This is a genomic window from Bradyrhizobium sp. BWC-3-1, assembly GCF_032917965.1.
Lineage (GTDB): Bacteria > Pseudomonadota > Alphaproteobacteria > Rhizobiales > Xanthobacteraceae > Bradyrhizobium > Bradyrhizobium canariense_D.
In genome coordinates this window covers 1,772,916-1,797,001 of record NZ_CP136625.1, presented here as the reverse complement: position 1 = coordinate 1,797,001, position 24,086 = coordinate 1,772,916, and the positions used below count along the sequence as shown (strand labels likewise).

Sequence of the window (24,086 nt, the reverse complement as noted above, 5' to 3'; positions counted from 1 at the left end):
CGCCTTCGACCAACTCCGTCGCTTTCCTTCTGGTCGCGTCATTACCGTAGGCCGTAATCAAGATGACAGGCACATTGGGACGTTCCGCTTTTGCCTTTTGGAGCATCTCAAGACCGGACATGCCCGGCATATTTATATCTGAAAGGATCAATATCAGCGTTGGATCCGGAATTGCCTTCACAGGCGCTGGAACGGCAGATCGCTACGGCTGATATTCTCAAGGTGATCGCCAGTTCGCCTAACGATGTTCAGCCGGTGTTCGAGGCCATCGCGCAGCGCGCCAACAAACTTGTTGGAGGGTATGCCAGCACCGTTATTCGCTTCGACGGCGATACGGCCAGTTTGGCGGCGTTCACGCCTGTCAGCGAGGAAGCCGATGCCGTGTTGCGGAATGCATTTCCAATGGTCATCTCCGGCAATCCGGGATTCGAGACGGTTAGACGCGGAGAGATATCTGAACTCGATGACACTGAGGCCAAAGAAAACGCCGATCTTCCCATCAGGAATGTTGGCCGAGCTCGCGGTTTTCGCAGCAGACTTTTGGTGCCGCTCAAGAGCGACAGTGGCGTCATTGGAACGATTAGAAGTAGCCGTCGATGTCCGGTTTACCGCGAAAGCCGAAGTGCGGATGGCCTCCGAGGTCGCAGATGGGCCACAAGAGGACATCGGATGATAGCGTCTCAGCTTTTCAAGACGGATTCGGCGCCCCGGAACTCATTCAGCTGACCGCTGCGAATAGGCGCATGGTCTCGGAGAGACCCTTAAGCTTGGCCGGTCCCTGATCGACAAACTTGAGGCCAGCACCTGCCACTAGGTCTCTTACCGTGCTCGAGGCCAGAACTTCGCTCGCTTTGGCGTACTGAGCTACCCGTGCTGCGATGTGCACAGCAATGCCGCCCACATCGTCGCCCATCATTTCAACCTCACCGGTATGGACACCGGCGCGCACTTCAAGATCGAGCTGCCGCACCGCGCTGACGATCCTTTGGGCGCAGCGGACAGCGCGCGCCGGGCCATCGAACAGGGCCAGAAATCCGTCGCCCGTCGTCTTAACTTCGCGTCCGCGATGCCGCTCCAGTTCCGAACGCACCACCGCATGATGCGCTTCCAGAGTTGAACGCCACTGCCTGTCACCCATCAACGAGGCTCTCCTTGTCGAATCGACGATATCGGTGAACAGCACAGTGGAGAGGACGCGATCAACCTCGACGGCAGTAGCGGAAACACCCATGAATTGTCTGATCTCCTCCACAAGCCGATCCTGATCTCCTGACCATGCGAGGTGATCGCTACCCGGTAGTTCGATGTAGCGTGCGTCAGAAATTCTCTCTCCAAGCTCGCGGCCGGCGAGTGCGCGAATGCGTACGTCCTCGCGCCGATGCATGACCAGCGTAGGAACATAGATCGACGGCAGGATGGCCGTTACGTCGATCTCGCGGTTCATACGCATCAGGTTGATAACATCAGACGGGCTGGCCGCCGAGCGCTCGAACTTGGCGAAGCGCTCCATGGCCCCGGGAACGGCGGCTGCAGACGGGGAGAAACTGGGCAGACTCTTGCCGGTTCCCCAGTTGGATCGGATATCGCGCTCCAATCCCGCAAAATCATCAAACGGAACGGACGCGCCCACCGTGCGCGCATACGTGCCGAACAGGATGAGACCGGCGACCCGTTCAGGATAGGTCGCCGCGAACAGGATCGACATCGGCCCGCCCTCCGAGACCCCGAACAAGTAGGCCCTCTTAGAACCCGCGGCGTCGAGCACGGCGCGAATATCGTCGATCCGTTCATCGAGATGCGGGACACCGACGCCACGATCACTGAGACCCGTGCCGCGTTTGTCGAATCGGATCAGTCGTGAGAACGAGCCTAATTCGTTAAGGAAGCGCACGGCGTTGGGGTTCTCCCACGACAGCTCGAGATGCGATACAAAGCCCGGCGTCATGAGCAAATCCGGACCGTCCTGTCCGGATATTTGGTACGCGACGAAGACCTCGCCGCTGGTCACATAGCGTGTCTCGACAACCATGGCTTTTCCGCCGGCTTAGCCCACTGGGTAGCCTACGGCTAAGGGCCAAGCAGTGCAATTGATCGGCGATAAGCTCATGGGCAGTGTGGCCATGGCCTCAGCTGCCCATGTTCGCTGAGGGGCCGCGGTGGACCTCAGCCGGAGCCTTGGGCCAACAGCGGACCCTGGACGCGTTGAGGCTGCTCCGAGTCAGCGCTCCCGTCGATAGTGCATAGCGACCGCGCCGCTACGGAGCGGCTTCGCCGAGACCAGCTTGAGCCGTCGCGCACTGGGCAGCCCACCCTGGTACAGGGTCGGGCCGTGGCCGGCGATCCTGGGATGGACGAGGAGCTGATATTCGTCGATTAGATCCAGCCGGTCCAGCTCGGTAGCGAGTTTGCCGCTTCCGAGGAGCACGCCGGCGGGAGTCACGTCCTTGAGCCTCTGTACGCCTGTTCGCAGGTCGTCGGCGATGTGGTGGCTGTTGGCCCACGGGAAGTCCGTTCGCGTCGACGACACCACGTACTTCGGTTTGGCATCCAGCTTGACCGCCCAATCGCGTATCGCTGGGGGCGCCTCCATGTCGCCACGAGCGACCGCCGGCCAGTAGCTCTCCATCATCTCGTAGGTAATGCGGCCCCACAGCATCGCCCCGCCCTCGTCCATAAGGCGGGTGAAGAACGCGTGGGTCTCATCGTCGGCGATTCCCTCCTCATGGTCGACGCGGCCGTCCAGGGTGGCGTTTATGCTGAAGGTCAATAGTCCCATGCGACGAGCCTACTCCATCCGCTCGAAAACATGTAGGGCACCGGGCTGGTTACTCGTTCACGCACAACTCGCCGCGAGCGTGCGTATCAAATCCGCCGCCTTGCCGACCAATGCCGGTGAGGAAAATGAGGCGACCGCTAGAGTTGCTAAATCGATCGGTTCCCTTGACGATCTTATCCAGTTGGCTGAAGGCCGGCGACTCGGTTTCGTACACGCCAGCAGTGCTGGTCGTGAATGTTCCCCCTTTTGCCGTGACTAGCACCGTTCCCGCGTAACATTGCAGTGTTTTGGGCAACGAAGGCAGTCCCGCTATTTCGGCGATTCCGTGCGCCGTGAAAAACCACGTTGCGCCGCTTAGAGCGGGCTCGTTGCTCATGACTGTTCCGACAGTGCAAAGGTCGATCTCGCTTGAGCAACCTTCTTTAGTCATCTGAAGCGCAATTGTAGCCTCGAAGTTTCGGCACTGCGCGGGCTGTTGTGCGAAGCCGGCGCTTGTCGAAAGTGCAAGGATCAGGGTTGAAAGAAAGGCAGTTTTCATCACGCCCTCCTACTGATGTGCAATCTTACTGGTGTGCACTCTACACCCAAGTGGATGGGTAAACGAGAGGGTGCCCGCTGCCAGATCGAAAGTCCATTCGATGGCCCCGCCCCTGAGCCGTCCATCCAACCCGTGACCGTGTTGATGGCAGTTGCCGGATCGACACAGATGCTCGGACCTGCCTTCGGACAATCTGGAACGGATGATCGTCCGTTCGATTGGTCGGTATGACCGAGCGAGTTCTCTACGAAAGCAGCAATGGTGACGTCTGGGCGCTGACGCGAGATCCGCGGACGAATACGCCCGTGAAACACCAGCCCAACATCAGCTCAGGGGGCCAAGTCTCCTATATGGATATCGGCCAATTCCTGCGTAGCGGCGCCGGCGGTCCGGAGCGCCAGCAATTGCTGAAGCTGATCGATACGGATGTTCTTGCGAGTGCGGCGCCGGTCGCTGACACGGGCGAGCCGGTGCTTAGCACGATGGCTGCCGCTCTGACCAATCCGACCAGCGACGTGTCGGATCCGCTCGACGCGAGCAGTGCGGATACTTTTGCGAGGGCGGCGCCGGTCGCTGACACGGGCGAGCCGGTGCTACAGGCCGGCCGTGGATCGGCAATTTCCTTTGTCGCCTATCACGTCTCGCGGAACGCGCGGGAGAAGCTGTCGAGAATCGGCTTCATGATGTACTCGAAAAAGGTACGCTCTCCCGTCTTGATGTAAACGTCCGCGGGCATCCCGGGCGTCGGGATGAATTCAGGCATTCGCCTGAGAACATCGTCCTGGTCCAGGCGCACCCGAACAACATAGAATTCCCGACGCGTGTCACCGTCGGGACGGGTTTCGGTCTTCGCCTGCACTTGCTCCGCCAAGGCGTCCGCTGACACGTAGATGACGCTCGCACCAACCATCGGCGTGATGCGCTGGTTGAGTGCCGACAGCCGCACCAGCGCCTCCTGGCCAACGCTCACATGCGAAATGTCCTTGGGATTCACATGTGCCTCGATGATGCGCTCGTCGCCAATTGGCAGGAGCTCAAGGATCACGGCACCAGGAGAGACGACGCCGCCCGGTGTATGGAAGTTGTTCTTCACCACAATACCTTGGACCGGCGAACGGACATCGATCCGATCAACCACATCCTGAGCGGCGCGAATCTGCTCGTCCCCGTCATCCAGCTCCGCCTCGGTCTCGCGCAACTCCTCCCCGCCGACCGGGTCCTAAACACTATGGCGCTTCCGAAGATCACACGTTACCTACGCCAGAAGAAACGCCCGCTCGCCCGGGCCGCCTGATGCCGTCGGAGCACGCGCGTTCTCTGGAGGGCACTGTGTCGCAGTCGCCGCCGATCGCAGGCACCACTTCAGCAAAGCGGCCCTTGACCGCATAGTCCTGGTGGAAGGCCATGGCGTCGAAGGCGACGCACATGCAGGCCCGTTTGTCCGGCATCATTATCTCGCCCGCCGCCAGCCCCGCCTACCCAATTTCCGGCAGGTCTACCTCATCCCGGCCGAGCTCTTTGCATCCCTCTCGGATGCTGGCTTCAAGGTCGCGGCGGGTGACCTGGGCGAGAATATCACAACGACTGGCTTGGACCTGGAGCGGATGCCGCTCGGCACCCTTATCGAGCTGGGGCCCACGGCCATCCTCGAGCTGACCGGTCTCCGGACGCCGTGTGTCCTCATCGACCGCTTCCAAGCCGGCCTGAAACGGCAGGTGCTCTCGTCGGCGGAAACGGGCCCTCCATTCAAATGTGGGGTGCTCGGCATAGCGAGGTCGGCTGAGGGCCTTAGCCGGCGTTCCGTCTCAGTGGTCGTAGTGCAGTATCATCTCGACAGACCCACCGGTTCCCTGTGCGCTGATGCTGTCGGCGCTTTGACGGAGGAGATAGCCGGCAAGCAGCCGCTCGCCGTGCTCGCTCGCGACGATCTCCCTCGGCGTGGGCTTGCGCTCTGGAATGGTCAGTGGCGCGCCGACATAGCGGATTCGCACATCGAGGTTGAATTCATCGAAGCTCGCTTCGACCTCGATGCCGCCGGGCGGATCACCAATCACTTCGAGGACCTGGATCACGCCGAAGATTGCCCGCTGCATGATGTCCCGCCGCGCTGCCCAGCGCGCACCTTGCTCCGACAGAAACCGTTCCACTGCCTCGCGATTGATACCGCCGGGTGCCAGTTTGATGGAAACCTGCTGACGCACGCCAATACGCATGATGAGGTTGAGCACGACGGCACTGACCGTCCCCAAGACCAGCGCGTTTCCGAAGATCGGCTGCAGAACAATCGGTACTTCCGTGAGCGCCTCGTGATAGAGGTCAGCGACAACAGCCATTGCAAAGGAGAAACCAATGACCAGGGTCTTGCGAGCGTCGAGCATGCGCGCCGTGATCATCTGCAAGCCACTGGTAAATACGAAGGCGGCCGTGAAAAACAGCGCAGCGCCCATCACTGGCAGCGGCATCGCGGCCAGCACCACGGCCACCGGCGGAACGAAGGCAAGCACGCAGAATCCGAACCCGATCGCATAGCCGACACTGCGGCTGGTCACGCCGGTCGCGCCAGACAATCCAATAGACGAGCTGTACGTGTTGATGCCGCAACTGCCGACCAGCCCGCAAAATATGACAGCCACGCCGTTGGCCGATACGCCGCCCGCGAGCGATCCGAAATGGGGGCGCAACCAGTCGGCATCGTTGATGCGCTGCGCATTCGACACGTCGCCCATCGCGCGGAGCGTGGCGGCCAGCGATGCAATCATAAAAGGGCCGACCAGCACCGGATCGAACGACCAGCCCACATGCTGAAACCGCGGCAAGCGTACAATGCTCAGTCCTCCCTCCGGGACGATGCTGGCTAGATCGAATATCCCGATGCCGGCGCTTACGGCATAGCCGACCATCATCCCGATCAGCACGCAGAACATCTTGCCATAACCTTTCGACCAGATGTTCAGCACCGTCATGGTGACAAGCGATACGCCGGCCACAATCATATAATCGGGGTTGATGTTCTGTTGCTGCGCATTGATGCCCAGCCCATAGCGCACGCCGAGCGTCGCCAGAGTGAGGCCGACCACGGCAATCACGAGGCCGGCGATTTCAGAAGGCAGCAGAGCTCGCAGTCGATGGAGCAGCGGCGCTAGGGCGACCTGTACGAACCCACCAATAACCGTCATCCCGAAAACCAGCGCAAGACCACCCTGCCGCAGCGCGAATAGTGAGGGGCCGAGAAAGATAGCCGTATAGGCGGCCCCACAAAGATAGCCGGATCCGATGTATCTCGATCGAATGCACAGGCATATGGTAGCTGCGCCAAGTCCAAGCATCGATAGCGAGACCAGGTCGAGAAACTGTGTTCCAGAGAGGTTCGCCTCCCGCGCGATTATGATTGGAAAGATCAGCGTGATCGCCATGAGCCCGATATGCTGCAATGCCGAGACGATCAAAATCGCCCATGGCGGATGATCATCGACGGCGTAAAGCAGCCCCGGCGGACGGGTCATGGCGTGCGCGGCCCGGCAAGCTGATTCAGCGCCTCCTCGCGCGAACCGTGAATCGCGAAGACGTCGAGCAGTCCGCCCATTTCGAACAGCTCGCGGACGTGCCCCGCAAGATTGCACAGCGCAAGTTTCGCCGCCTTGCGCTCGGCTTCATCGGTTGCGACCAAGAGGGCGCGGAAAGCGGCGCTGGTAAGGTACAGCACAGCGCCCAAGTCTACCAGGATCGACTTTTCGCCGGAAGAGATCAGGCGCGTGAGCTCGGCCATCACATCGCCGGCGCTCGTGCTGTCGATGCGACCCGAAAGTGTCACAATGCAGACGCTGCCGGCGCGCGTCTGGCCGATACTGAGCGCATTCATTTCTCACTCCTTTGGACTGCCGCGTCGACCTCGCATGTCTTGCTCAACGTGGTGTGATTGCACCCATCAAAGCGCTCGTAGCGGAAACGATCGACCAGTTTCCTGATCATACGAATGCCGAGGCCCCCGGCCCGAGGTCGCCGCCCCCGGGGCTCATGGTTCGGGAGGAGTGCTGTCACCGGATCGAACTCCCTGCCGTCGTCGAAAATCTCCAGATCCACCCTGTCGGGTTGCACCGTGATTCGGACAAGGAACTCGTGCTGCTCCCCGTCGTCCCAGGAATATTTGATCACGTTAGTGACGACCTCGTCGAGGGCCACCTGCAATTGCGTCAAGGCGCGAGCCGGGATGCCGAACTCGCGGGCGAGATTATCCAGCGTGTCGCGAACGATACCAATATCAGAATCATCATTTCGGATTCGGACATCGACTGCATGCGGCATGGGCATCACACGATGGAGCGCTCGGCGGGCCGCCACCGCAGCGCCAGTGCCGTCAGATCGTCCGTTCTTGAAGCATTCCCCATGAAAGCATCAACGGCGTCCCTGACAATGCGAACCATCTCCTGCGGCTCGGCCGCATTGGCCCGGCGCAAGAGCTGCCCCAAGCGCTCAATGGAGAACAGGTCTCCTTTGTCGTTTACCGCTTCGAACACGCCATCCGAGCACACGAACAGCGCATCGCCAGGAAGAATTTGAAGCGTTTGCCTCTGAAACCGAGCTTCGCGCCGGACGCCAAGCGGCAACGACGACTTCGAATCGATCTGCTTCGTCTCGCCGGTGCTCGAAACCAGATGGGGCCGGGGATGGCCGGCATTCACGAACGACACGAGTCCGCTGCGGGTGTCGACCAGGCCCAGAAACATCGTTACGAACATGCAATCGTCGTTGTCTTGGCACAACTCGCGGTTGACGGCCTCCAGCAGGGCTCCCGGATCGTTGTCATCGGTGCGCCATTCCCGCCAGAGAGCGACGATGATGCGCACGAGACTGCGGGCGCGCGCCATGAACATCGCCGCGGAAGCACCCTTGCCGCAGACGTCGCCGACCAGGAAGCAGAATGTGTGATCGCCGGCATAGAAGCAGTCATACAGGTCTCCGCCGACTTCCCTTGCCGGCTCCATGACAGCGTGAACGGCGATCGGGTGCGAGGGCGAGCAGGTCGGGAACTGCCGCGGCAACATGGCAAGCTGCAACTCGCGCGCGGCCTGCAGCTCCTGCGCCAGCCGCATCATGTTCCTGCGAACCTCGTCCCGCAGACGCTTCTTTTCGAGCGATGCACCGAGCCGCGCACGGAGCAGCGTCGGATTGAACGGCTTGCTCAGGTAATCCTCAGCGCCGAGCTCGATGCAGCGGATGACGCTCTCGATTTCGTCGAGAGACGAGATCATGATGATTGGAATGTCGCGCAGCGTCGGCGTGGTCTTCACCTGTTCGAGGACCTCATAGCCGTTCATGTCGGGCATCATGATGTCCAGCAGGACGAGATCGAAAGGTTGCGCCTTCATCTTGTCCAGCGCCTCCCGCCCGTTGCTTGCCATTGTGAGGTTCTCATAGCCCTCGCGGTTGAGACGGCGCGTCAGCGTGTATCGGTTGTCCTCATTATCGTCGACGACCAGGAGAGCGGCCCCGGCGGCGGTCATGACACGCGGCCTTTCCCGACCAGCGCCTGGATCTTCTCGATCAACCGGGCGATCTCCACCGGCTTGGTATCGAAGTCGTCGCAGCCGGCGGCCAGCGCCTCTTCCCTGTCCCCGGTCATGGCGTGGGCGGTAAGTGCGATCACGGGAATGTGCCGGGTCGCTTCGCCGGCCTTGATGCGGCGTGTTGCTTCCCAGCCATCGAGTACCGGCAAGCTCAGATCCATCAGGATGATTTCCGGCTGTTCTGTTGCGGCCATGGACAAGCCCTTCGCTCCGTCGGAGGCGATCAAGACGGTGTAGCCTTTGCGTGTCAGCCGGCTCTGCAACACATAGACGTTGTCTTCGTTATCTTCCACATAAAGGACCCTGGTCATGGTACGGCGACACTCTCGCGGCGGCGCTCGATGCATCGGTCAAGAACGTCGAGGACTTCGCCCAGCAGCTCCTGCCGATCGCGCTTCTGAAGGATAGCGATTCCGCCGTTCAGGCGCGCGCGGTCGTCGTCCGTCAGGTCCTTGGCGGTAAGAACCAGGACCGGGATATCGCGCCATGCGCCGCTGCTCCGCAGCGCGTCGAGCAGCTCGAAACCGTCCATTTCGGGCATCATGAGATCGACCACGATCACGTCGGGCGGCGACTCGGCAAGGCGCGCCAGTGCGACACGCCCGTTCTCGGCCTCCGTCACCTGCCAGCCCTCTTCATGGAGCGCGCGCCGCAAACCGGATCGCATCGTGTCGTCATCATCAACGATCAGCACGTCCCGCCCGGCCGACTTGCATATGCTGCGCAGCACGCCGGCTAATCCGCTCCAATCGACCGGTTTCACCATGTAATCAGCAGCGCCCAGCGAATAGCCGCGGTTCTTCTCGTCCACGATCGTCATCAGGACAACCGGAATGCCCGCCGTTGCGGGGTCGCCCTTGATCGCGGCAAGTACAGTCCAGCCATCGAGATCGGGCATCGTGATGTCCAAGGTGATCGCCGCCGGCTGCAGTTCGCGCGCGAGCCGGAGCCCCTCCTGTCCGCCGCTTGCCGTCATCACGGCAAAGCCTTCGCGCGCGAGAAAGTGTGTTGTCACCTTCCGTACCGAATCATCGTCGTCGATAACCAGAATGAGCGGTGCTCGATGAAAATCTGTGGCGCGCGTCGGCGGACAACTTTTGGGCAGCACCGGCGCCTGTGACGACGTACCGTCAGCCGGCAAGCGGATCGTGAATGTCGAGCCCCGCCCGGGCTCGCTCTCGACGGTGATGTCCCCCCCCATCATCTGGCAGAAGCGCCGGCTGATCGCCAGCCCGAGCCCGGTGCCTCCGTACCTGCGGGTGGTCGACGCATCAGCCTGTACGAAGTCCTGAAACAACCGTCCCTTCTGCTCGGCTGTCAGGCCTATGCCGGTGTCGGACACCGAGATGACAATCCACTCGCCGGCGTCTGCAGCCGTACGATCGGCGTTGATCGTGATCGTGCCGTTCTCGGTGAATTTTGCCGCGTTGCTGACGAGATTGAGCAGTGCCTGGCGGATTCGAGTCTGGTCCGCACACATGAACCCGATCTCGGGAGGACACTCGAGGCTCAGGGAGTTCTGGTTCTTGGCAACGAGCGTCGCGACCGTATTGACCACGTCCTCGACGACAGGCGCGATCGCGAACGACACCACATGAAGGTCCATTTTTCCGGCCTCGATCTTGGACAAATCGAGAATATCGTTGATGAGCGCCAGCAGGTGGCGGGCCGCGCGGACAACGCGGTCGAGCGGCTCGAACTCGTCCTCGCGGTTGGAATCGCGCGCATCCTCCTGCAGCATCTCGGTAATGCCGATGATCGCGTTCAACGGCGTACGCAGTTCGTGCGACATGTTGGCGAGAAACTGGGACTTATGCTGACTTGCAAGCTTGAGCGCGTCTTCGGCACGACGGCGCTCGATGACGCGTCCGAGCTGACTGCCCACATGGGCCATGATCGTGAGTACCGCAACATCCGGCTCGGCAGGCTCTCTGGAGAAAAACTCCATGACGGCGGCGACCTCTTCCCCGATCAGCACCGGAAAGGCGAAACCGGCTCTCAGACCAGTGTCTTGTGCTGCCTTCGACCGGGGGAAATTGGCGTCCTTGGTCACGTCGACAATCCACGCAGGTTTCCTCTCATCGAGAACGCGACCCGGCAAGCCGGCGCCTGGTGCAAACGTCGTGGCCTCGCTGGCTTCGCGGAACGTTTCGTATCGTTCGGGATCATCGAGATGCCACAGGCTCGTCGATACAAGCGCCCCCGCTGCGTCCTTGATATGAACGTGCCCGACCGGCCAACGACTGTGGGCGCACACCGCGTCGAGGGCGGTTCGCATGGCTTCGTCCACCGTCGAAGCCTCATTCGCGGCAACTGTTATCAGCTGAAGAAGTTCGATTTCCTTCTTCTTCGTGTACAGCTCGCTTAGGGCCTTCTCGGCAATCGCCTCGCTTTCAGCTCGCGCCCGTTGCTCCCGATCTAACCGCTTCTTCAGCCGGGTAAGTTGGACGTCGGCATCATTGAGGCTCTCCATACGTCAGCCCCTCGCTTTCTTGACGGACACGCGCAGCACGCACTTGTCGTCTCCTCGATTCATGCATTCCAGTTGGTCCAGCGAAAGCTCTTCGGCATAGTAGGCGGCGGTTGCCTGGATGAAACCCTCCGCGAGCGCACAGAGCTTGCGGTGCGACCTGTAGTGCATCAGCAGAAAGTCCGAGGAGGAGGTGTCGTAGGTGAACACGGGCACGTCCGCTCCGGGATACAGTTTGCGAACCTCGGCGTGGATAACGTCGTTCAGAGTAAGAAGAAATGGGCGTGTCGATTTATGAGCGGTGAAAAAATGCGGATGCGTTTTCGCAAGAAGCGGCAGGGCGTTTCGGCCGAACCAGCGAACAACGTCATCGGCGGGCATCTTGAGCGCCGATGACGCCGCGCCAACCAGTTTCACCAACTCCTCGTCGGGGTAGTTGCCAAGCGAGCTATACGCGCCGTCGGTGCCGGCCGCATCGAGAAGCGCTTCCCACGCATCGTCACCGTAATCGCGCCGGACGACGGCTTCGAGCAAATTGAACACAACCCCTTTCATTGTTTCTCCTTTGTGCTCAAAACGTGAACTGGTCCGCTTAGCAGCGCTCTCATTTCAACAGTCGCGCGTGCGGCCCTCAACAGCGGGCCCTGGACGCTAGGCCGGCTCTTGGTTCGTCGCGGGTCGCCTTAGTACATGGCGGCGAACGGCTGACATGTCGCCGAATGCCTCGAACGCATGAAGCCCTGAACCGATTGTGTCTTCCTGACGTTGCCGAAATCGGCTGGACCAGCGCGAGGCTTCGCTTGAATTTAGATGTGCCTTATGCAATCGCGGGTCGGGCAATGTTGCTATGTGTCCACCGCCCAAACCGCTGCGGATATGCAACTTGCGCCGGCCGACAAAATTCACGCCGCGGCCCCGGAGCGAAAATGCAGGACGACAAGCCATCGCTTCCTCCCGATCTTCCCATCGACGTAGTCTAGCCGAGATTGAGGGCCTCTGACTAGCGTCCCGCGGGGCGGCCGACCTGGAGCAGCGCCTAGCCGCTGGGCCGAAGCGAACGGCGGAACCGCCGCTCTCAGTAGCCTAGCTGCCGAAAGACTGACATTATTGCATGCGCAATCACTGGCCAGTTGAAGCGCGCCGGCGATGCATCGCCATCGACTTGTACAACCTTATTGCCGCGTCAGGCGATCACATCCTGTCTCAAACAGGTAGAGCGAGACCACAAGCAGAACGACGTCCTGTCAGGAAGGGCACATTGCCTGTCATCGCAGGGACGCCTCCTGCGGCGACGTCCCAGCCTTCGGGCGTAAACGGAATGATTGTGACCGTCGCGATGAAGGCCGGTCGCGCCCAGAGCAGTGAGGACGCCGAGCCACCCGTTGTTGATGAAGGACCCAGTCGCTCGCATTCGTACGGAAAGCACTTCTGTTAGCCGAAGAAGAAGAACATGATCACCATCGAGACGCGGACGACGTGGTAGTCGAGGTCCTCTGCGAGCAGGCCAGACCTCTCGAGTGTGCGAAGTAGTGGATGCTGAACGGCGGTAGCGAGAGTTTCCTAAACCGCAGCGGTTCCTTGAGCACAGAGGAATCTATGGGGTCCGCTGTCGCGTCCTCGGTTCAAACAATGCGGACATCAGTTGCGACAGCGTTCCTGTCTAGAGCGGGGTATTGCCCTGAGCCGTTCCATGTCGGCTGTCCGATAGTAGTCGGACGTTGGCCGTCGTGCAGGTCCACCGCCGGTTTTGACCCACAGCGGACGTTTGGTATCGGACTGGAAAGAACGTAATTTGGCAGTTCGCCCTCGCCGGAGATCCAACATGAAAGCTCGCCTTATCGCCGTCGCGGCCTGCAGCCTGTTGATGGTCCATGTGGTCCAGGCGGCCGAAATCAGAATGCTTGCCGCGGGAGCCGTCAAAGAAGCCTTTCTCGAGCTTGTCCCGCAATTCGAAAGCACCTCCGGCAACAAGGTGGCGGCAACATGGACTGGCTCCGCAGATATAAGAAAGCGCATAGCCGCGGGTGAAGCTTTCGATCTCGTTATCGTCGGCGCACCGGACATTGATGCGTTCGTCAGGGGCGGCAAGATGATGCCGGGGAGCCGCGTTGACATCGCCAGTTCCGGTATCGGCCTGGCGGTAAAGGCCGGTTCGCGCAGGCCAGACATCAGTTCCGGCGAGGCGGTTAAGAAGGCGCTGCTTTCCGCTGGGGCAGTTGCATATTCGACGGGTCCAAGTGGCGTCTATGTCCAGCGCCTGTTCGACCATCTTGGGATAGGCGACCAGATGAAGGACAAGTCGAAGCAGACGGCACCCGGCGTGCGCGTTGCCCAATATCTTGTGAACGGCGAAGCCGAACTCGGTTTCCAGCAAGTGAGCGAGTTGGTCCACGAAGCGGGCATCGATTTTCTAGGGCCGCTGCCGGCAGAAATCCAGAATGTCACAGTTTACTCCAGTGGTATCCCCTTCAGGTCGAATGCAGAGCCCGCCAAAGCACTGCAAGCGTTTTTGTCCGCGCCCGCCGCCGCTCCCGTATTCAGGAAGAACGGCATGGACCCGAATCATCCATGATGCAGATCGACTGGGTAAGTGCGCATCAGGTGATATTCGCTTGTGATGCTGTGGGCGGCTCCTCCACGGGCACGAGAGTGCCAAAGACTGGGCGCCGTTTAAGGCTCCCACGATTCGGAGGAGCAGCCTATGCAGTCAGTTGCAACGATTGGTCTGGACATCGCGAAGTCGGTGTTCCAAGTACATGGGGTCGATGCAGCCGGCCAGGTGATCATACGCCGTCAGCTCAAGCGCCGTTTCGTGCTGTCCTTCTTCGAGAAGTTGCCGCCGTGCCTAGTCGCGATCGAGGCTTGCGCTTCGTCGCACCATTGGTCTCGCGAGCTGCAGGCGTTGGGGCATACGGTGCGTCTGATGCCTCCGGCCTAAGGATTATGATTACCCGCCTCTTGTGGTTCTGGGCGCGCGTACGGCGGTTTGGCAGCAAAAAATGGGTAAATCTCGCGCCAGACCGCTCCAGCCCCCATGTCCGGCGGCCGATTTCTTGGACTTCGATGGTACGGCAGTGGTACCTTCCCGTTCCTTGCCTGGGAAAGGAACGGAAAATGTCGTCCGTACGGCTCGACCTCACGCCCGAGGTCGTCAAGACGGCCCTCAAGCGCGCGCTGGACGGGCAAGAGGGAATCCATGACGTCTGCGACAAGCTGCAGCCGTACCTGGTGCTGCGGGTCCGCGGGCACTCGGCGTCATGGCTGGTCAAGACGCGCGAACGGACGCTGAAGATCGGCGACGCCATGCCGGCCGCGACCGCGGGCAAGGTCCCGCAGCGCCGCAAACGGGGCAGCGCCGCAGGGGAACGGATCCTTGGGTTGCGCGAGGCGCGCGAAGCCGCCAAGCGCGAATGGGCCAGGATGGGCAATCCCACGATCGCGGCCGAGACGCCGGCGGGCTGGACCTGGGGCAGACTGGCCGATGAATACAAGGCCCACATCGCGGGGATGCGCGAGGATTCCTCCGGCCGCCCGATCTACCCGTCGGCGGAAACCCAGAGCGACGTCCGCCAGATCTTCGGCCGCAAGGAGGTGGAAAAGCACGAGACGCGCCTGCTCGCTTCCCTCGACGAGAACTGGCTCGAAGAGGTGCAGGAAGCGCTGCACGAGGAATACGGCTACGACGCTTACCGCAAGTTCCGCGCATACGGCCAAGCGGCTCTGAATTGGGCGGCGGCCTTCAGGCGCAAGGAGTGCGGCCTTGCCGGGCGCAAATGGTGGCTTCTCGCGGAGCGGCGCCGTCGAACCAAGGAAGAGATCGAAAAGAAGGTCGTGCGCGACAAGGCGCGGGCGAAGAAAAAGGACGATTTCAAGGTGGAGCAGCTCGGCATGCTGCTGGCAGAGCACGAACGCTTCTGCGCCTCGCGCAGCGGCAACGAGCGCATCTCGCCAGGTGTGCGTTGGGGGCTGTGGTGGGACGCCTTGACCGGCCACCGGCGGGGCTCCGGCACGTGGATCGCCCAGGAGGATCTCGACTACTCCGACCCGCGCGGCGAGCCCGGCTGGGGCCTCGCGACATGGCAGCCCGAAGTCATGAAGGCGCAAAATCCCTTCACGCTACCCATTCCGCAGCTCGGGCTGCACATCGCCGATTGCTGCAAGCGCGATTGGACGCGGGCGGCCGAGCGCGCCGGCATCTGGAATCGAAAGAGCAAGTGGGTGTTCGCCTCGCGCGTGATGCAGTCCGAGGCCGGCGACATCGCCGTCTCCGGATCCGCACTGGCCAATCATCTGCGCAACATGCGCGGCCTGCGCGAGGGCAATCATCGGGACGTGTTGCGCGGAATCCCTCCGTTCTCCATGCACATCATCCGCTCCACGATGGGGGACTATATCCTCGACGAGACCGGACTTCCCCCGGCACCGCATCGCTGATGATCGGCCATGAGATCGCGGGCGACCGCAGGAACGAGCTCGACCGCGTCGGACAGACCGGCAAACGCTGGTACTTCCAGGCACAGCGGATTCCGGAAAAAACCGCGGCGATGGCCTTGTGGAGCGATGCACTGCTCAGGGCGTTCAAGGAAGCAGGCGGCGTCTATCCCGACTAGATTAGGGCGCGGACCGTGGCGCGACGGCATTCCGCCATCGCCCGTGCGCCCTAGGACGTGGACTCATTAGCGCGTAGCCAAATCCGGATTGATGCGAGTTTGATGAACGCCAGATAGTTGGCTGCAAGCTTGTCGTATCGGGTCGCGATACGCCTACATTGCTTGATCTTGTTGAAGAACCGTTCAATCAGGTTGCGTGCGCGATACAGATACGGGCTGAAGCAGATCGAGTCTTTGCGATTTCGCTTCGGCGGAATGTTCGCCGATGCTCCTTGCTGGCGAGCAAGCTCCCTAATCCAGTCGGCGTCATAGCCGCGATCCGCGAGCAACATCGTTTGTGGAAGCAAGGCGCTGAGGAGAACCGAGCACAGCCGGTTGTCGTGCGCCTCACCGGGCGTGAGGGCGAGATGGACCGGCAAGCCATTGGTGTCCACGACCGCGTGAATCTCGCTGGTCAGGCCACCCCGCGAGCGACCCATATCCTGATGATTGTTGTCCGCAACACTGGCACCGTGCTGGTGCACGCGCACGACGGAAGTGTCGATCATCTGCACCGCCGTGTCATGACCGGCGGCAAGTGCATCCATGATCTGGTCCCAGACGCCAGCGCGCCGCCACCGAACGAAGCGATTGTAACAGGTGGTGCGGGGACCATACGTCTCTGGCAGGTCGCGCCAGGGAGCGCCTGACCGCAGAACCCAAAAGATGCCATTGAGCACGCGACGGTCATTTACCCGCCGAACGCCGCGCGGCTTGTTGGGTAGCATCGGTTTGATGGCGGTCCATTCGTAGTCGCTGAGTTCGTAGCGCATTCAAGGCTCCGGGTTGGACGCTTGAATCACGTTCAACCCGATACCTTCAACCGGAAAAACCAGAGGACCGGTACTTCCGAGACTACCCCGTAAGCGGATATAACCGGAAAATCTACGACGCGACTGACCCGATGTATGGTCCGGCCGCGCGTTGCAAGAGGTTTCGTCAACCTGGCAGATGCGGTCTTGCATCAATGTATCCGGCCTCTGATTGGAGCGTGTTGTGCTCCGGGCCATCATGGATATCAGCGCGCATTCGAGCTAATTAGCGGACAGGCCTCGAACGGGCCATTCGGGTCACCAGTGTTCGCATGCGCCGGGAAGACCGATCCTCCATCGTTGTCTCATTCCTCTCGCAGACCTCGGCGGGTAAGGGATGTTGGTTACGTCATCGATCGCACCTCACCTCGTGCTGTTCCTTAGTTCGTGCCTGGCGGTCGTTCCTTTGTCCCGGCCTGCGAGCGCAGACGCGCCGCGCGCAAGGGCCGTCAAGGCCGGCCGTCGTGCTGTCCTGACGTCTTGCTCTACCGCGGTCAGGCCGCGCCTTGACGGCCCCGAGCACGGTGCGAGGATCAGGCAGCTCGGGACGCCGTCTCCTCCGTGTTGACGCACTCGAAGGCGCGTCCCTTGTTGAGAACCGCCCAGGCGATCCGGGCGAGCTTGTTGGCGAGCGCAATCGCCAGCACGTTGTGGTGCAATCGTTTCTTGGCGGCTTCGATCCAAGATTTGAGGCCATAGCGCTCCCAACCCTTGACCTTGACCAGCACAACCCACGCGGCCTGCACAAACAGCGCGCGCAGGTAGCGATTGCCGCGCCTTGATATCTTGCCGAGGATCGTGCGGTCGCCGGTCGATATCTGCTTCGGCACCAGTCCAAGCCAGGCGCCGAAGTCGCGGCCTTTCGAGAACACGTCTCCAGTGCCGATCGCAGCCACCATCGCGCTCGAGATGATCGGGCCAATGCCGGGCACCGTCATCAGTCGCTCGCAGCCTTTGTCTTGACGGGCCAATGCCTCGATTTCGCTGGAGAGGTCCTCGATACGCTCATCCAGCCGGCGCCAGTCACCCGCCAGATCCTCGATGATGCGCAACATGCGAGGCGAGAGCACATCGGTGCGCGTCGCGAGGATACCCGGCAACTCGGACCGCAGGGAGCGCAGGCCTTGCCGCACGGCGATGCCCCGCTCCAGCAGGAACGCACGGATCTGATTGATGACGCCGGTGCGCTGACCGACTAATCGCTCGCGCACGCGGTGCAGCGCCTGCAGGTCGAGCTGGTCGGCGGTCTTGGTTGCGACGAACTTCATGGTCGGGCGTTGGACAGCCTCGGCGATGGCTTCCGCATCTCGGAAGTCATTCTTCTGTCCCTTCGAATAGGGGCGCACGTATTTCGCCGGCATCAAGCGGGCGTCGTGGCCAAGCGTTTGCAGCTTGCGACTGAGGTGATGCGCGCCGACGCAGGCCTCCATGCCGATCAAGCACGGCGGCAGGTTGGCGAGCCGCGTTTCCACCTGGCCGCGCGACCACTTCTGCCGCAGCACGATGCCGCCGCGCTGATTCTGGCCAATGATGTGGAACGAGTTCTTGCCGATATCGATGCCGATGACGGCGGGCGAAGCGTCGAGTTTCTGAGACATGGCGTGCTCCTTGTCTTGGGCGCCCCTTGCCAGCTTCTCGTGCTGGCAGGGCCGGAGCACGGCCGGACCATTCCATTCTGATGTCCCCAGTCAAGCACACAGCGCACGGTTTCTCATCTCCACGAGGACTCATCGTGAAGTTCTTGTGCCGATGGATCGTGCAGAGGAGAAGGCGGGACTCAAAGACGTCGGTGAACAGGCTCTGATGCGCGGGTTGGATACCGCATTTCCGTTTTTTCGTCTGGGGCTGTCCCTGGTCTAGCGTCGGGCGTCGATCGGATGATCGGCCACATAATGGATTTCAGGATTTCCCCTGCCGTGGTCCCGCCTTCACTTCTGCACGATTAATGTCTGCGACTGCCCCCTGATCTTGATTGCAACAAAAGGGGGCTGTGGGCCGGTCGAGCGCACCTCACGACTCGAGCGGTCCACAGCCCCCAACGATGTCACGCCTGTCGAGGTGGCATGAGCTCGCGATTGATCGCCCAAATGAAGGCGGATAGCTCTCGGGCAATCGCCGTGACGATTACGGTTCGCCGCTTGCCCTTCCGCTCGAGTGAGCGGAAGCGTCCGCACAGCCTGGTTTGCGCTTTCCACGCAATCTCGCGCGCGACTCTCGGTGCGGCCTCCACCTTTGGCTGCTTGTCTCGGCTCACGCGCGGCGGATATCGATAGCTCCAGGCCGCCTCTACAAGAATACGTCGCGCCCGCCCATTACCGGCTTTGGTGATGCCGCCTCGCTTGACTTGGTCGCCAGTCGAGTTTTCTGTGGGCACCAGACCCAGATAGCCCATCAGCTCGCGCGGATTTTGAAAGCGGGATAGATCACCGATCTCAGCCAGCACCCCCACAGCCGCAATGAGATCAATCCCGCGCACCGCCTGCAGGGCCGACACAACCTCGGCGAGCGACCACTCGGGTACTACCTCGCGGATGGCATCTTCCAAACGCTCCAGCCGCTCACTTTCCTGGCGTACCCCCTCAAGTAACTCTTCGAATGCGATGCGCTGCTCGCGATGCTCGAGCTTCTGCGACATGAGCCATCTCATGTGGGCTGGTCCCCACGTTGTCTTGCCCGGATAGATGCGTCCCAGCCGCAGCATCAATGACGAGATCTGTTGACGCTTGCCCTGGAGGTCCTTCTTCACTGCTTGACGGGCGCGCGAGAGATCGCGCATAGCCTCATGGCGCTCGTCCGGCACCCATACCGCCGTGAGCTCGTCCGCGCGCAACAGCTTGGCGAGGCTTACCGCATCGCGCCGGTTCGTCTTCACTCGATCGCCGGCCTTCTTCGGAACGAGCGAGGGGGCCACCACCAGGCAGTCATGGCCGAGGCTCTTGAGCAGTCTGTAGAGACCGTATCCTGTTGGCCCTGCTTCGTAGCAAAACGTCAACTGACAGCATTTCGCTGCAAGCTTTGCCACCAGCTTTCGGATTGCTGCCTCCGTGGCAGGAAACTCCCCGAGATATCGTACCTCGCCGCCACGGCCGCCATCGGCAATGGCTATAGCATTGCGCGATTTTGACGTATCGATTCCGACAAAGACCTCGGTATGATGACCCACGACTCGCCCTCCTTGTTTGAGGCTCTACCCGTCCATCCGGGCAACCCTCGTCGCAACATCGAGGGTGAGTCGCCTCATTTTGTGGGGGGACATACAGTCTAGCGGACATCCCCGCCTCGCGAGGCCCGGACTGCGCGACAGTCGTGGCACCGATGCTGGAGCAGTTCAGGCCGAGGTTTTAAGCTATGCCTGCGCGGCGCCTTCTATCGCGCCGCTTTCTCTTGTGCGAGAGTTGCTTCCAGCCGCGAGATGTTTTCCTGGAGGCGCTGGTTGTTTTCCAGGAGACGCTGGCTGATCAGGACGAGGATATAATAGCCGAATTGCTGATCACTTTGAAAATAGAGTTCAAGTACCCTTTCGTAAGTTATGGTTAGGACTTGGCCATCTTCTATGCACTCGACCGTTCCGGTTCGTCGGTTATTGGGCGTAAGGAGGCCAAGTTCTCCCATGAGACGCCCTGGCGGAAGCTCGACGCCGATTTCTTTGACGAGAAACTTCCCGGTGACGGTGAGGAACATTTCCGTGGCGGCATCACCCTTCCTGAATAGTATGTCGGCCCGTCGATATTTACGCTCTGTCATGAATGGTTTGAGCCATTCCATCGACCTGTCACCCTGCGTCGCGTTACGTGCCTTCTTAACGAGCTTGAGCAGTTGACGCAGGCGAACGACATTCACTGGCAACAGCAGCAGATAAAGCAGAAAGGTGGCGACGCTTCCGGAAAGCGCGCCGGAAACTGCTAAGAAAATACACCCGACCATATTCGCGACCCGCAGCGGCACCATTCTCTGCATCAGCAAGGTAGCGACCAAGAATATGGCGCCAACCAAGGCGAACATATTGGCGAGCGTAATATTAGCTAACACAACATCAAACAGCCGATTAAGCAGTGCGTCGAAAGTGATATTGTTGGGATCGAGACCCATCTGAACCAGAATCTTTGCGATCCTGAGATTGTCCGCCGCCGTATCAAGAATTCGGTTTAGTAGCGTCGAAAGATCTGCGCTGCTGCTCGAGTCCATCAGACACTCCCCGCGCAAAAGCGTCGGTGTTCGTCAGGTAACAATCGAAGTCGAAAAATCAGTATTTGGTAGAATCAATGCGAGAATTCCTCAAATTATTTGGCATTTCGCGCTCATCGGCCCTGACCCTCTAGAGCCTGCTGCGTAATCTCGAAGGCATCTCTGATGTCCATTCCTGGCCCGAACAGGAAATCTGGACCGAGCCCCTTCTCGTCGGCTCATTGGGGTAACCGGAAGCGAGTGGATGGCGGTTCGAGGATCGCTCATCGCCCAGAGCAGACGTCGGCCTCCACACAGGTCAATTACTGAACCAACACCTAATTGGCTCGCTCCCTACAATTAGCTCAGACAGAGCGGATGGAAAGGAGCGCTGAAATGCAAGGTCTCTTTGGCAGTTCCGTTCAACCAAGTACGCGACGGATATCGCTAAGATGATCGATGCAACGCCTGCAAAGTACGGCCACCGTTCCCCACTCATTGAACACTCCGTAGCAGGAGGGTTGGCAATCGTCGAACGCGGCTGCTCTCCTCTGTCAGCGCCGCGTCCTCGTCGCTTCGGCTCGAACGCCTGTGTCGCCGTCGGGACGTGATGTTTGACCTATGGACATCGTAAGCCGGTCCGTCCCAGACGATGCATTCGCCGGAAACCGCCGCTCCATGTTGAGGCCGCTGTATGGCAGCTGTCGCAAGTAATGACCGACCCGACCAAGTAACTTGCAGCGCTTGATCGGCGCCTCGGCGGCGGCTCTCCTTTCGGCGCCACACGAAGACCGCGAGTACAGCGAGAAGCCAAATCATCACCCCGACCCCGCGGTTCTGATGACGGTGCTGCGTTGATACTGCCGCCGGGCGGCGTCGCCATATGTGAATTGGTTCACATCCGGGCAAATGTTTTCGGTGGCCTGTTGGCTAAGGCTGACCTGAACGTTCGCTCCTGCGAAGTCAGCAAGTGGCCCTTCGGCGAAGTGGCAGCATCGCTCCAAGAAGTCCGCTTATTGAGGCATGGCGGACGGGATTTGCTCAGGTTGAGTTCTTCGCATTTTGACCCACAACGGACGTCGCCTCTAGCCTGACAGCAGCCCGACGTGCTTTGATGAGGTAAGCAGTTTGCCACCCCAAGGGGGCGATCTTTGACGAGCGAGCGTGTGGAACGGCGGTTGGCGGCGGTGCTGGCAGCGGATGTCGCCGGATATAGCCGCCTGATGGGCGCCGACGAGGAAGACACGCTGGCCCGGCTCAAGGCAGTCAGAAAGGCTCTTATCGACCCCACCATCGCCGCGCATCGCGGGCGGATCGTCAAGACCACCGGCGACGGCATGCTGGTTGAGTTTGCCAGCGCCGTGGATGCGGTACGCGGTGCCGTTGAAGTCCAGCACGCCATGGCCGAGCAGAACGGTTCTGTGCCGCAGGATACGCGGATCGAATTCCGGATCGGTATTCACGTCGGGGACATCATGTTCGATGACAACGACATCTTCGGTGATGGCGTGAATATTGCCGCCCGCCTCGAGGTCATCGCCGACCCGGGCGGGATCTGCATTTCCAATGATGCCTACCGGCAGGTCCGCGGCAAGGTCGAGATTGTATGCGATGATCTGGGGCCGCAGCCTCTCAAGAATATTGCCGAGCCCATGCAGGCGTGGCGGGTTCGGCCGGTCGGTCAAACCCCTTCGGCAGTAACATCTGGTTCGGCTCTCGGTGAAACTCAGGCGCTCTCACTTCCCGACAAACCCTCCATTGCCGTCCTGCCATTTCAAAACATGAGCGGCGACCTCGAGCAGGAATATTTTGCCGACGGGATCGTGGAAGAGATAATCACGGCTTTATCGCGGTTTAGGTCTCTATTCGTGATCGCCCGAAATTCGTCCTTTACCTACAAGGGAAAGGCTGTCGACATCAAACAGGTTGGGCGCGAGATGGGCGTGCGCTATGTGCTCGAAGGTAGCGTACGCAAAGCGGCAGGCAGAGTACGCATTACGGGTCAGCTGATTGACACTGCGACGGGCATGCATCTCTGGGCGGACCGGTTCGATGGTGCAACTGAAGACGTCTTCGAGTTGCAGGACCAGGTGACGAGAAGCGTTGTTGGGGCCATTACGCCGACGCTGGAGCGAGCCGAAATTGGGCGCGCTGTGCTCAAGCCAACCGGCAGCCTCGACGCGTACGATCATTACATGCGGGGAATTGCCAGTGCATACCGGTGGACCAGCGAAGCCACCAGCGAGGCTCTGCGACACTACTACAGAGCCATCGAGCTCGATCCTGAATTTGCAACGGCCCACGCGTTCGCAACGACTTGCTACGCTTGGCGCAAATCCAACGGGTGGGTGACCGACGCCGCGAGCGAGATCGCCGAAACCAAGCGATTAGCCGAGCGTGCGGTCCAATTGGATCAAAATGATGCGCAGGTATTGTGCTGGAGTGGTGCGGCGCTCGGCCTCGTATGCGGCGAGGTTGATGCAGGGGGCGCCCTTGTCGAACGCGCACTCCGGCTTAATCCGAACCTGATGGACGCGTGGCTCTCGAGCGGCTTGATCAGGCTGCTGTTGCGCGACTGGAGCATCGCAATAGAACATTTCGCGCATGCCATGCGTCTCAGTCCGTTTGATCCGCTGTTGTTCATGATGCAGCACGGGACTGCAATCGGATATTTCCAGACGGATCGCTATGACGAGGCAGCGGCATGGTCGGCGAAATCCATCGGGGAAAATCCGAACAATTCGTCCGCATGGCGGATCATGGCGGCGAGCAACGCCCTGTCCGGTCGACAGGAGCAAGCGCAAAAGGCTATTCTGCGTCTCCGGCAGATCGAACCCGCGGCCCGGATTGCGACAATCAAGTACGCAGTTCCTCTCAGCCCGTCAGAACTTGCCAGAATGGAAGAGGGTCTGCGGAAGGCCGGCCTGCCGGAGTGATCGGGGCTTCATTCCCGTAACGCTTTCCCGAACGTCTGTTTATGGCACAAAGCTTTAGTTTGCGCGGCGCAGGGGCATATCCGGAGTTGGGGCAAAGTCGACCTGCAGGTTGAACTTCCGGACTTATCAGTTTGGTCCGTTGCGGACGTTGGGCCTGGCCAGACATCGGCCCAGTTT

22 protein-coding genes and 3 pseudogenes are annotated in these 24,086 nt (G+C 60.6%); 8 read left to right on the top strand and 17 right to left on the bottom strand.

What is annotated here, in order from left to right; translation table 11 throughout:
- Window positions 1-13: 13 nt before the first annotated feature.
- A pseudogene (locus tag RX329_RS08700) lies at window positions 14-172 on the bottom strand (response regulator); the annotation flags it as partial.
- Here RX329_RS08700 and RX329_RS08695 point away from each other — a divergent pair.
- The gene (locus RX329_RS08695) at window positions 160-726 is read left to right on the top strand and encodes a hypothetical protein (protein WP_317245656.1); all 567 of its coding nucleotides are present in this window, start codon (window positions 160-162) and stop codon (window positions 724-726) included. The pseudogene RX329_RS08700 and the gene RX329_RS08695 sit on opposite strands and share 13 nt — an antisense overlap.
- Here RX329_RS08695 and RX329_RS08690 read toward each other — a convergent pair.
- From RX329_RS08690 to RX329_RS08680, 3 genes are all read right to left on the bottom strand, one after another.
- A complete protein-coding gene (locus RX329_RS08690; protein WP_317245654.1) occupies window positions 719-2,029 on the bottom strand; it encodes an adenylate/guanylate cyclase domain-containing protein in 1,311 nt (436 codons plus the stop codon). The genes RX329_RS08695 and RX329_RS08690 overlap by 8 nt on opposite strands.
- A 189-nt stretch (window positions 2,030-2,218) precedes the next feature.
- Window positions 2,219-2,776: a dihydrofolate reductase family protein gene (locus tag RX329_RS08685; protein WP_317245653.1), complete on the bottom strand. Its 558-nt coding sequence runs from the start codon at window positions 2,774-2,776 to the stop codon at window positions 2,219-2,221.
- Window positions 2,777-2,825: 49 nt separating this feature from the next.
- Window positions 2,826-3,314 carry a hypothetical protein gene (locus RX329_RS08680; RefSeq protein ID WP_317245652.1) on the bottom strand — a complete coding sequence of 163 codons (489 nt, stop codon included), beginning with the start codon at window positions 3,312-3,314 and terminating at the stop codon, window positions 2,826-2,828.
- Window positions 3,315-3,541: 227 nt separating this feature from the next.
- On the opposite strand from RX329_RS08680, the gene RX329_RS08675 reads away from it, so the two are divergent.
- Window positions 3,542-4,036, top strand: coding sequence for a hypothetical protein (locus tag RX329_RS08675; protein WP_317245651.1), 495 nt, complete (start codon window positions 3,542-3,544; stop codon window positions 4,034-4,036).
- Here the strand turns inward: RX329_RS08675 and RX329_RS08670 are convergent.
- Together RX329_RS08670 and RX329_RS08665 are read right to left on the bottom strand one after the other, a co-directional pair.
- Window positions 3,949-4,512: an HlyD family efflux transporter periplasmic adaptor subunit gene (locus tag RX329_RS08670; protein WP_317245650.1), complete on the bottom strand. Its 564-nt coding sequence runs from the start codon at window positions 4,510-4,512 to the stop codon at window positions 3,949-3,951. The two genes, RX329_RS08675 and RX329_RS08670, sit on opposite strands and share 88 nt — an antisense overlap.
- A gap of 46 nt (window positions 4,513-4,558) precedes the next feature.
- On the bottom strand, window positions 4,559-4,765 hold the full coding sequence (locus RX329_RS08665) for a hypothetical protein (protein ID WP_317245649.1): 207 nt from the start codon (window positions 4,763-4,765) through the stop codon (window positions 4,559-4,561).
- On the opposite strand from RX329_RS08665, the pseudogene RX329_RS41860 reads away from it, so the two are divergent.
- Window positions 4,709-4,954, top strand: a pseudogene (locus RX329_RS41860) (MOSC domain-containing protein); the annotation flags it as partial. The gene RX329_RS08665 and the pseudogene RX329_RS41860 sit on opposite strands and share 57 nt — an antisense overlap.
- A gap of 165 nt (window positions 4,955-5,119) precedes the next feature.
- Here RX329_RS41860 and RX329_RS08660 read toward each other — a convergent pair.
- Genes RX329_RS08660 through RX329_RS08630 form a run of 7 tightly spaced genes read right to left on the bottom strand, consistent with a single transcriptional unit; the run spans window position 5,120 to window position 11,903 of the window.
- Window positions 5,120-6,817 carry a uracil-xanthine permease family protein gene (locus tag RX329_RS08660; protein WP_317245648.1) on the bottom strand — a complete coding sequence of 566 codons (1,698 nt, stop codon included), beginning with the start codon at window positions 6,815-6,817 and terminating at the stop codon, window positions 5,120-5,122.
- Entirely contained in the window at window positions 6,814-7,173 is a 360-nt protein-coding gene (locus tag RX329_RS08655; RefSeq protein ID WP_247276057.1) for an STAS domain-containing protein, read from the bottom strand. The genes RX329_RS08660 and RX329_RS08655 overlap by 4 nt, the downstream gene beginning before the upstream one ends.
- Window positions 7,170-7,616, bottom strand: a complete 447-nt coding sequence (locus tag RX329_RS08650) for an ATP-binding protein (protein ID WP_317245647.1) — start codon at window positions 7,614-7,616, stop codon at window positions 7,170-7,172. Before RX329_RS08650 ends, RX329_RS08655 begins: the two co-directional genes overlap by 4 nt.
- Window positions 7,617-7,621: 5 nt before the next feature.
- Window positions 7,622-8,815, bottom strand: a complete 1,194-nt coding sequence (locus RX329_RS08645) for a fused response regulator/phosphatase (RefSeq protein ID WP_317245646.1) — start codon at window positions 8,813-8,815, stop codon at window positions 7,622-7,624.
- Window positions 8,812-9,189 (bottom strand): response regulator, encoded by a 378-nt coding sequence (locus tag RX329_RS08640; RefSeq protein WP_317245645.1) that lies wholly within the window; start codon window positions 9,187-9,189, stop codon window positions 8,812-8,814. Before RX329_RS08640 ends, RX329_RS08645 begins: the two co-directional genes overlap by 4 nt.
- On the bottom strand, window positions 9,186-11,351 hold the full coding sequence (locus RX329_RS08635; RefSeq protein ID WP_317245644.1) for a response regulator: 2,166 nt from the start codon (window positions 11,349-11,351) through the stop codon (window positions 9,186-9,188). Before RX329_RS08635 ends, RX329_RS08640 begins: the two co-directional genes overlap by 4 nt.
- Before the next feature lie 3 nt (window positions 11,352-11,354).
- The gene (locus RX329_RS08630) at window positions 11,355-11,903 is read right to left on the bottom strand and encodes a heme NO-binding domain-containing protein (protein ID WP_317245643.1); all 549 of its coding nucleotides are present in this window, start codon (window positions 11,901-11,903) and stop codon (window positions 11,355-11,357) included.
- Window positions 11,904-13,170: 1,267 nt separating this feature from the next.
- Between RX329_RS08630 and RX329_RS08625 the strand changes: the two genes are divergently transcribed.
- From RX329_RS08625 to RX329_RS08610, 4 genes and pseudogenes are all read left to right on the top strand, one after another.
- Window positions 13,171-13,920, top strand: coding sequence for a molybdate ABC transporter substrate-binding protein (locus tag RX329_RS08625; RefSeq protein WP_317245642.1), 750 nt, complete (start codon window positions 13,171-13,173; stop codon window positions 13,918-13,920).
- 129 nt (window positions 13,921-14,049) lie between these two features.
- Window positions 14,050-14,283, top strand: a pseudogene (locus tag RX329_RS08620) (IS110 family transposase); the annotation flags it as partial.
- A 179-nt stretch (window positions 14,284-14,462) separates the two neighbouring features.
- The gene (locus tag RX329_RS08615; RefSeq protein WP_317245641.1) at window positions 14,463-15,782 is read left to right on the top strand and encodes a hypothetical protein; all 1,320 of its coding nucleotides are present in this window, start codon (window positions 14,463-14,465) and stop codon (window positions 15,780-15,782) included.
- Complete coding sequence (locus RX329_RS08610) at window positions 15,782-15,958, top strand: hypothetical protein (RefSeq protein ID WP_317245640.1); 177 nt, start codon at window positions 15,782-15,784, stop codon at window positions 15,956-15,958. The genes RX329_RS08615 and RX329_RS08610 overlap by 1 nt, the downstream gene beginning before the upstream one ends.
- A 50-nt stretch (window positions 15,959-16,008) precedes the next feature.
- Here the strand turns inward: RX329_RS08610 and RX329_RS08605 are convergent, their stop codons facing one another.
- The 4 genes from RX329_RS08605 to RX329_RS08590 form a co-directional block, all read right to left on the bottom strand.
- Window positions 16,009-16,770, bottom strand: coding sequence for an IS5 family transposase (locus RX329_RS08605; RefSeq protein ID WP_317245639.1), 762 nt, complete (start codon window positions 16,768-16,770; stop codon window positions 16,009-16,011).
- 572 nt (window positions 16,771-17,342) lie between these two features.
- Complete coding sequence (locus RX329_RS08600; protein WP_317245638.1) at window positions 17,343-18,407, bottom strand: IS110 family transposase; 1,065 nt, start codon at window positions 18,405-18,407, stop codon at window positions 17,343-17,345.
- 446 nt (window positions 18,408-18,853) lie between these two features.
- On the bottom strand, window positions 18,854-19,972 hold the full coding sequence (locus tag RX329_RS08595; RefSeq protein ID WP_085362079.1) for an IS110 family transposase: 1,119 nt from the start codon (window positions 19,970-19,972) through the stop codon (window positions 18,854-18,856).
- 203 nt (window positions 19,973-20,175) lie between these two features.
- Entirely contained in the window at window positions 20,176-20,994 is an 819-nt protein-coding gene (locus RX329_RS08590) for a cyclic nucleotide-binding domain-containing protein (protein ID WP_317245637.1), read from the bottom strand.
- 1,166 nt (window positions 20,995-22,160) lie between these two features.
- Here RX329_RS08590 and RX329_RS08585 point away from each other — a divergent pair.
- Window positions 22,161-23,909 (top strand): adenylate/guanylate cyclase domain-containing protein, encoded by a 1,749-nt coding sequence (locus RX329_RS08585; protein WP_317246393.1) that lies wholly within the window; start codon window positions 22,161-22,163, stop codon window positions 23,907-23,909.
- The last annotated feature ends 177 nt before the right edge of the window (window positions 23,910-24,086 follow it).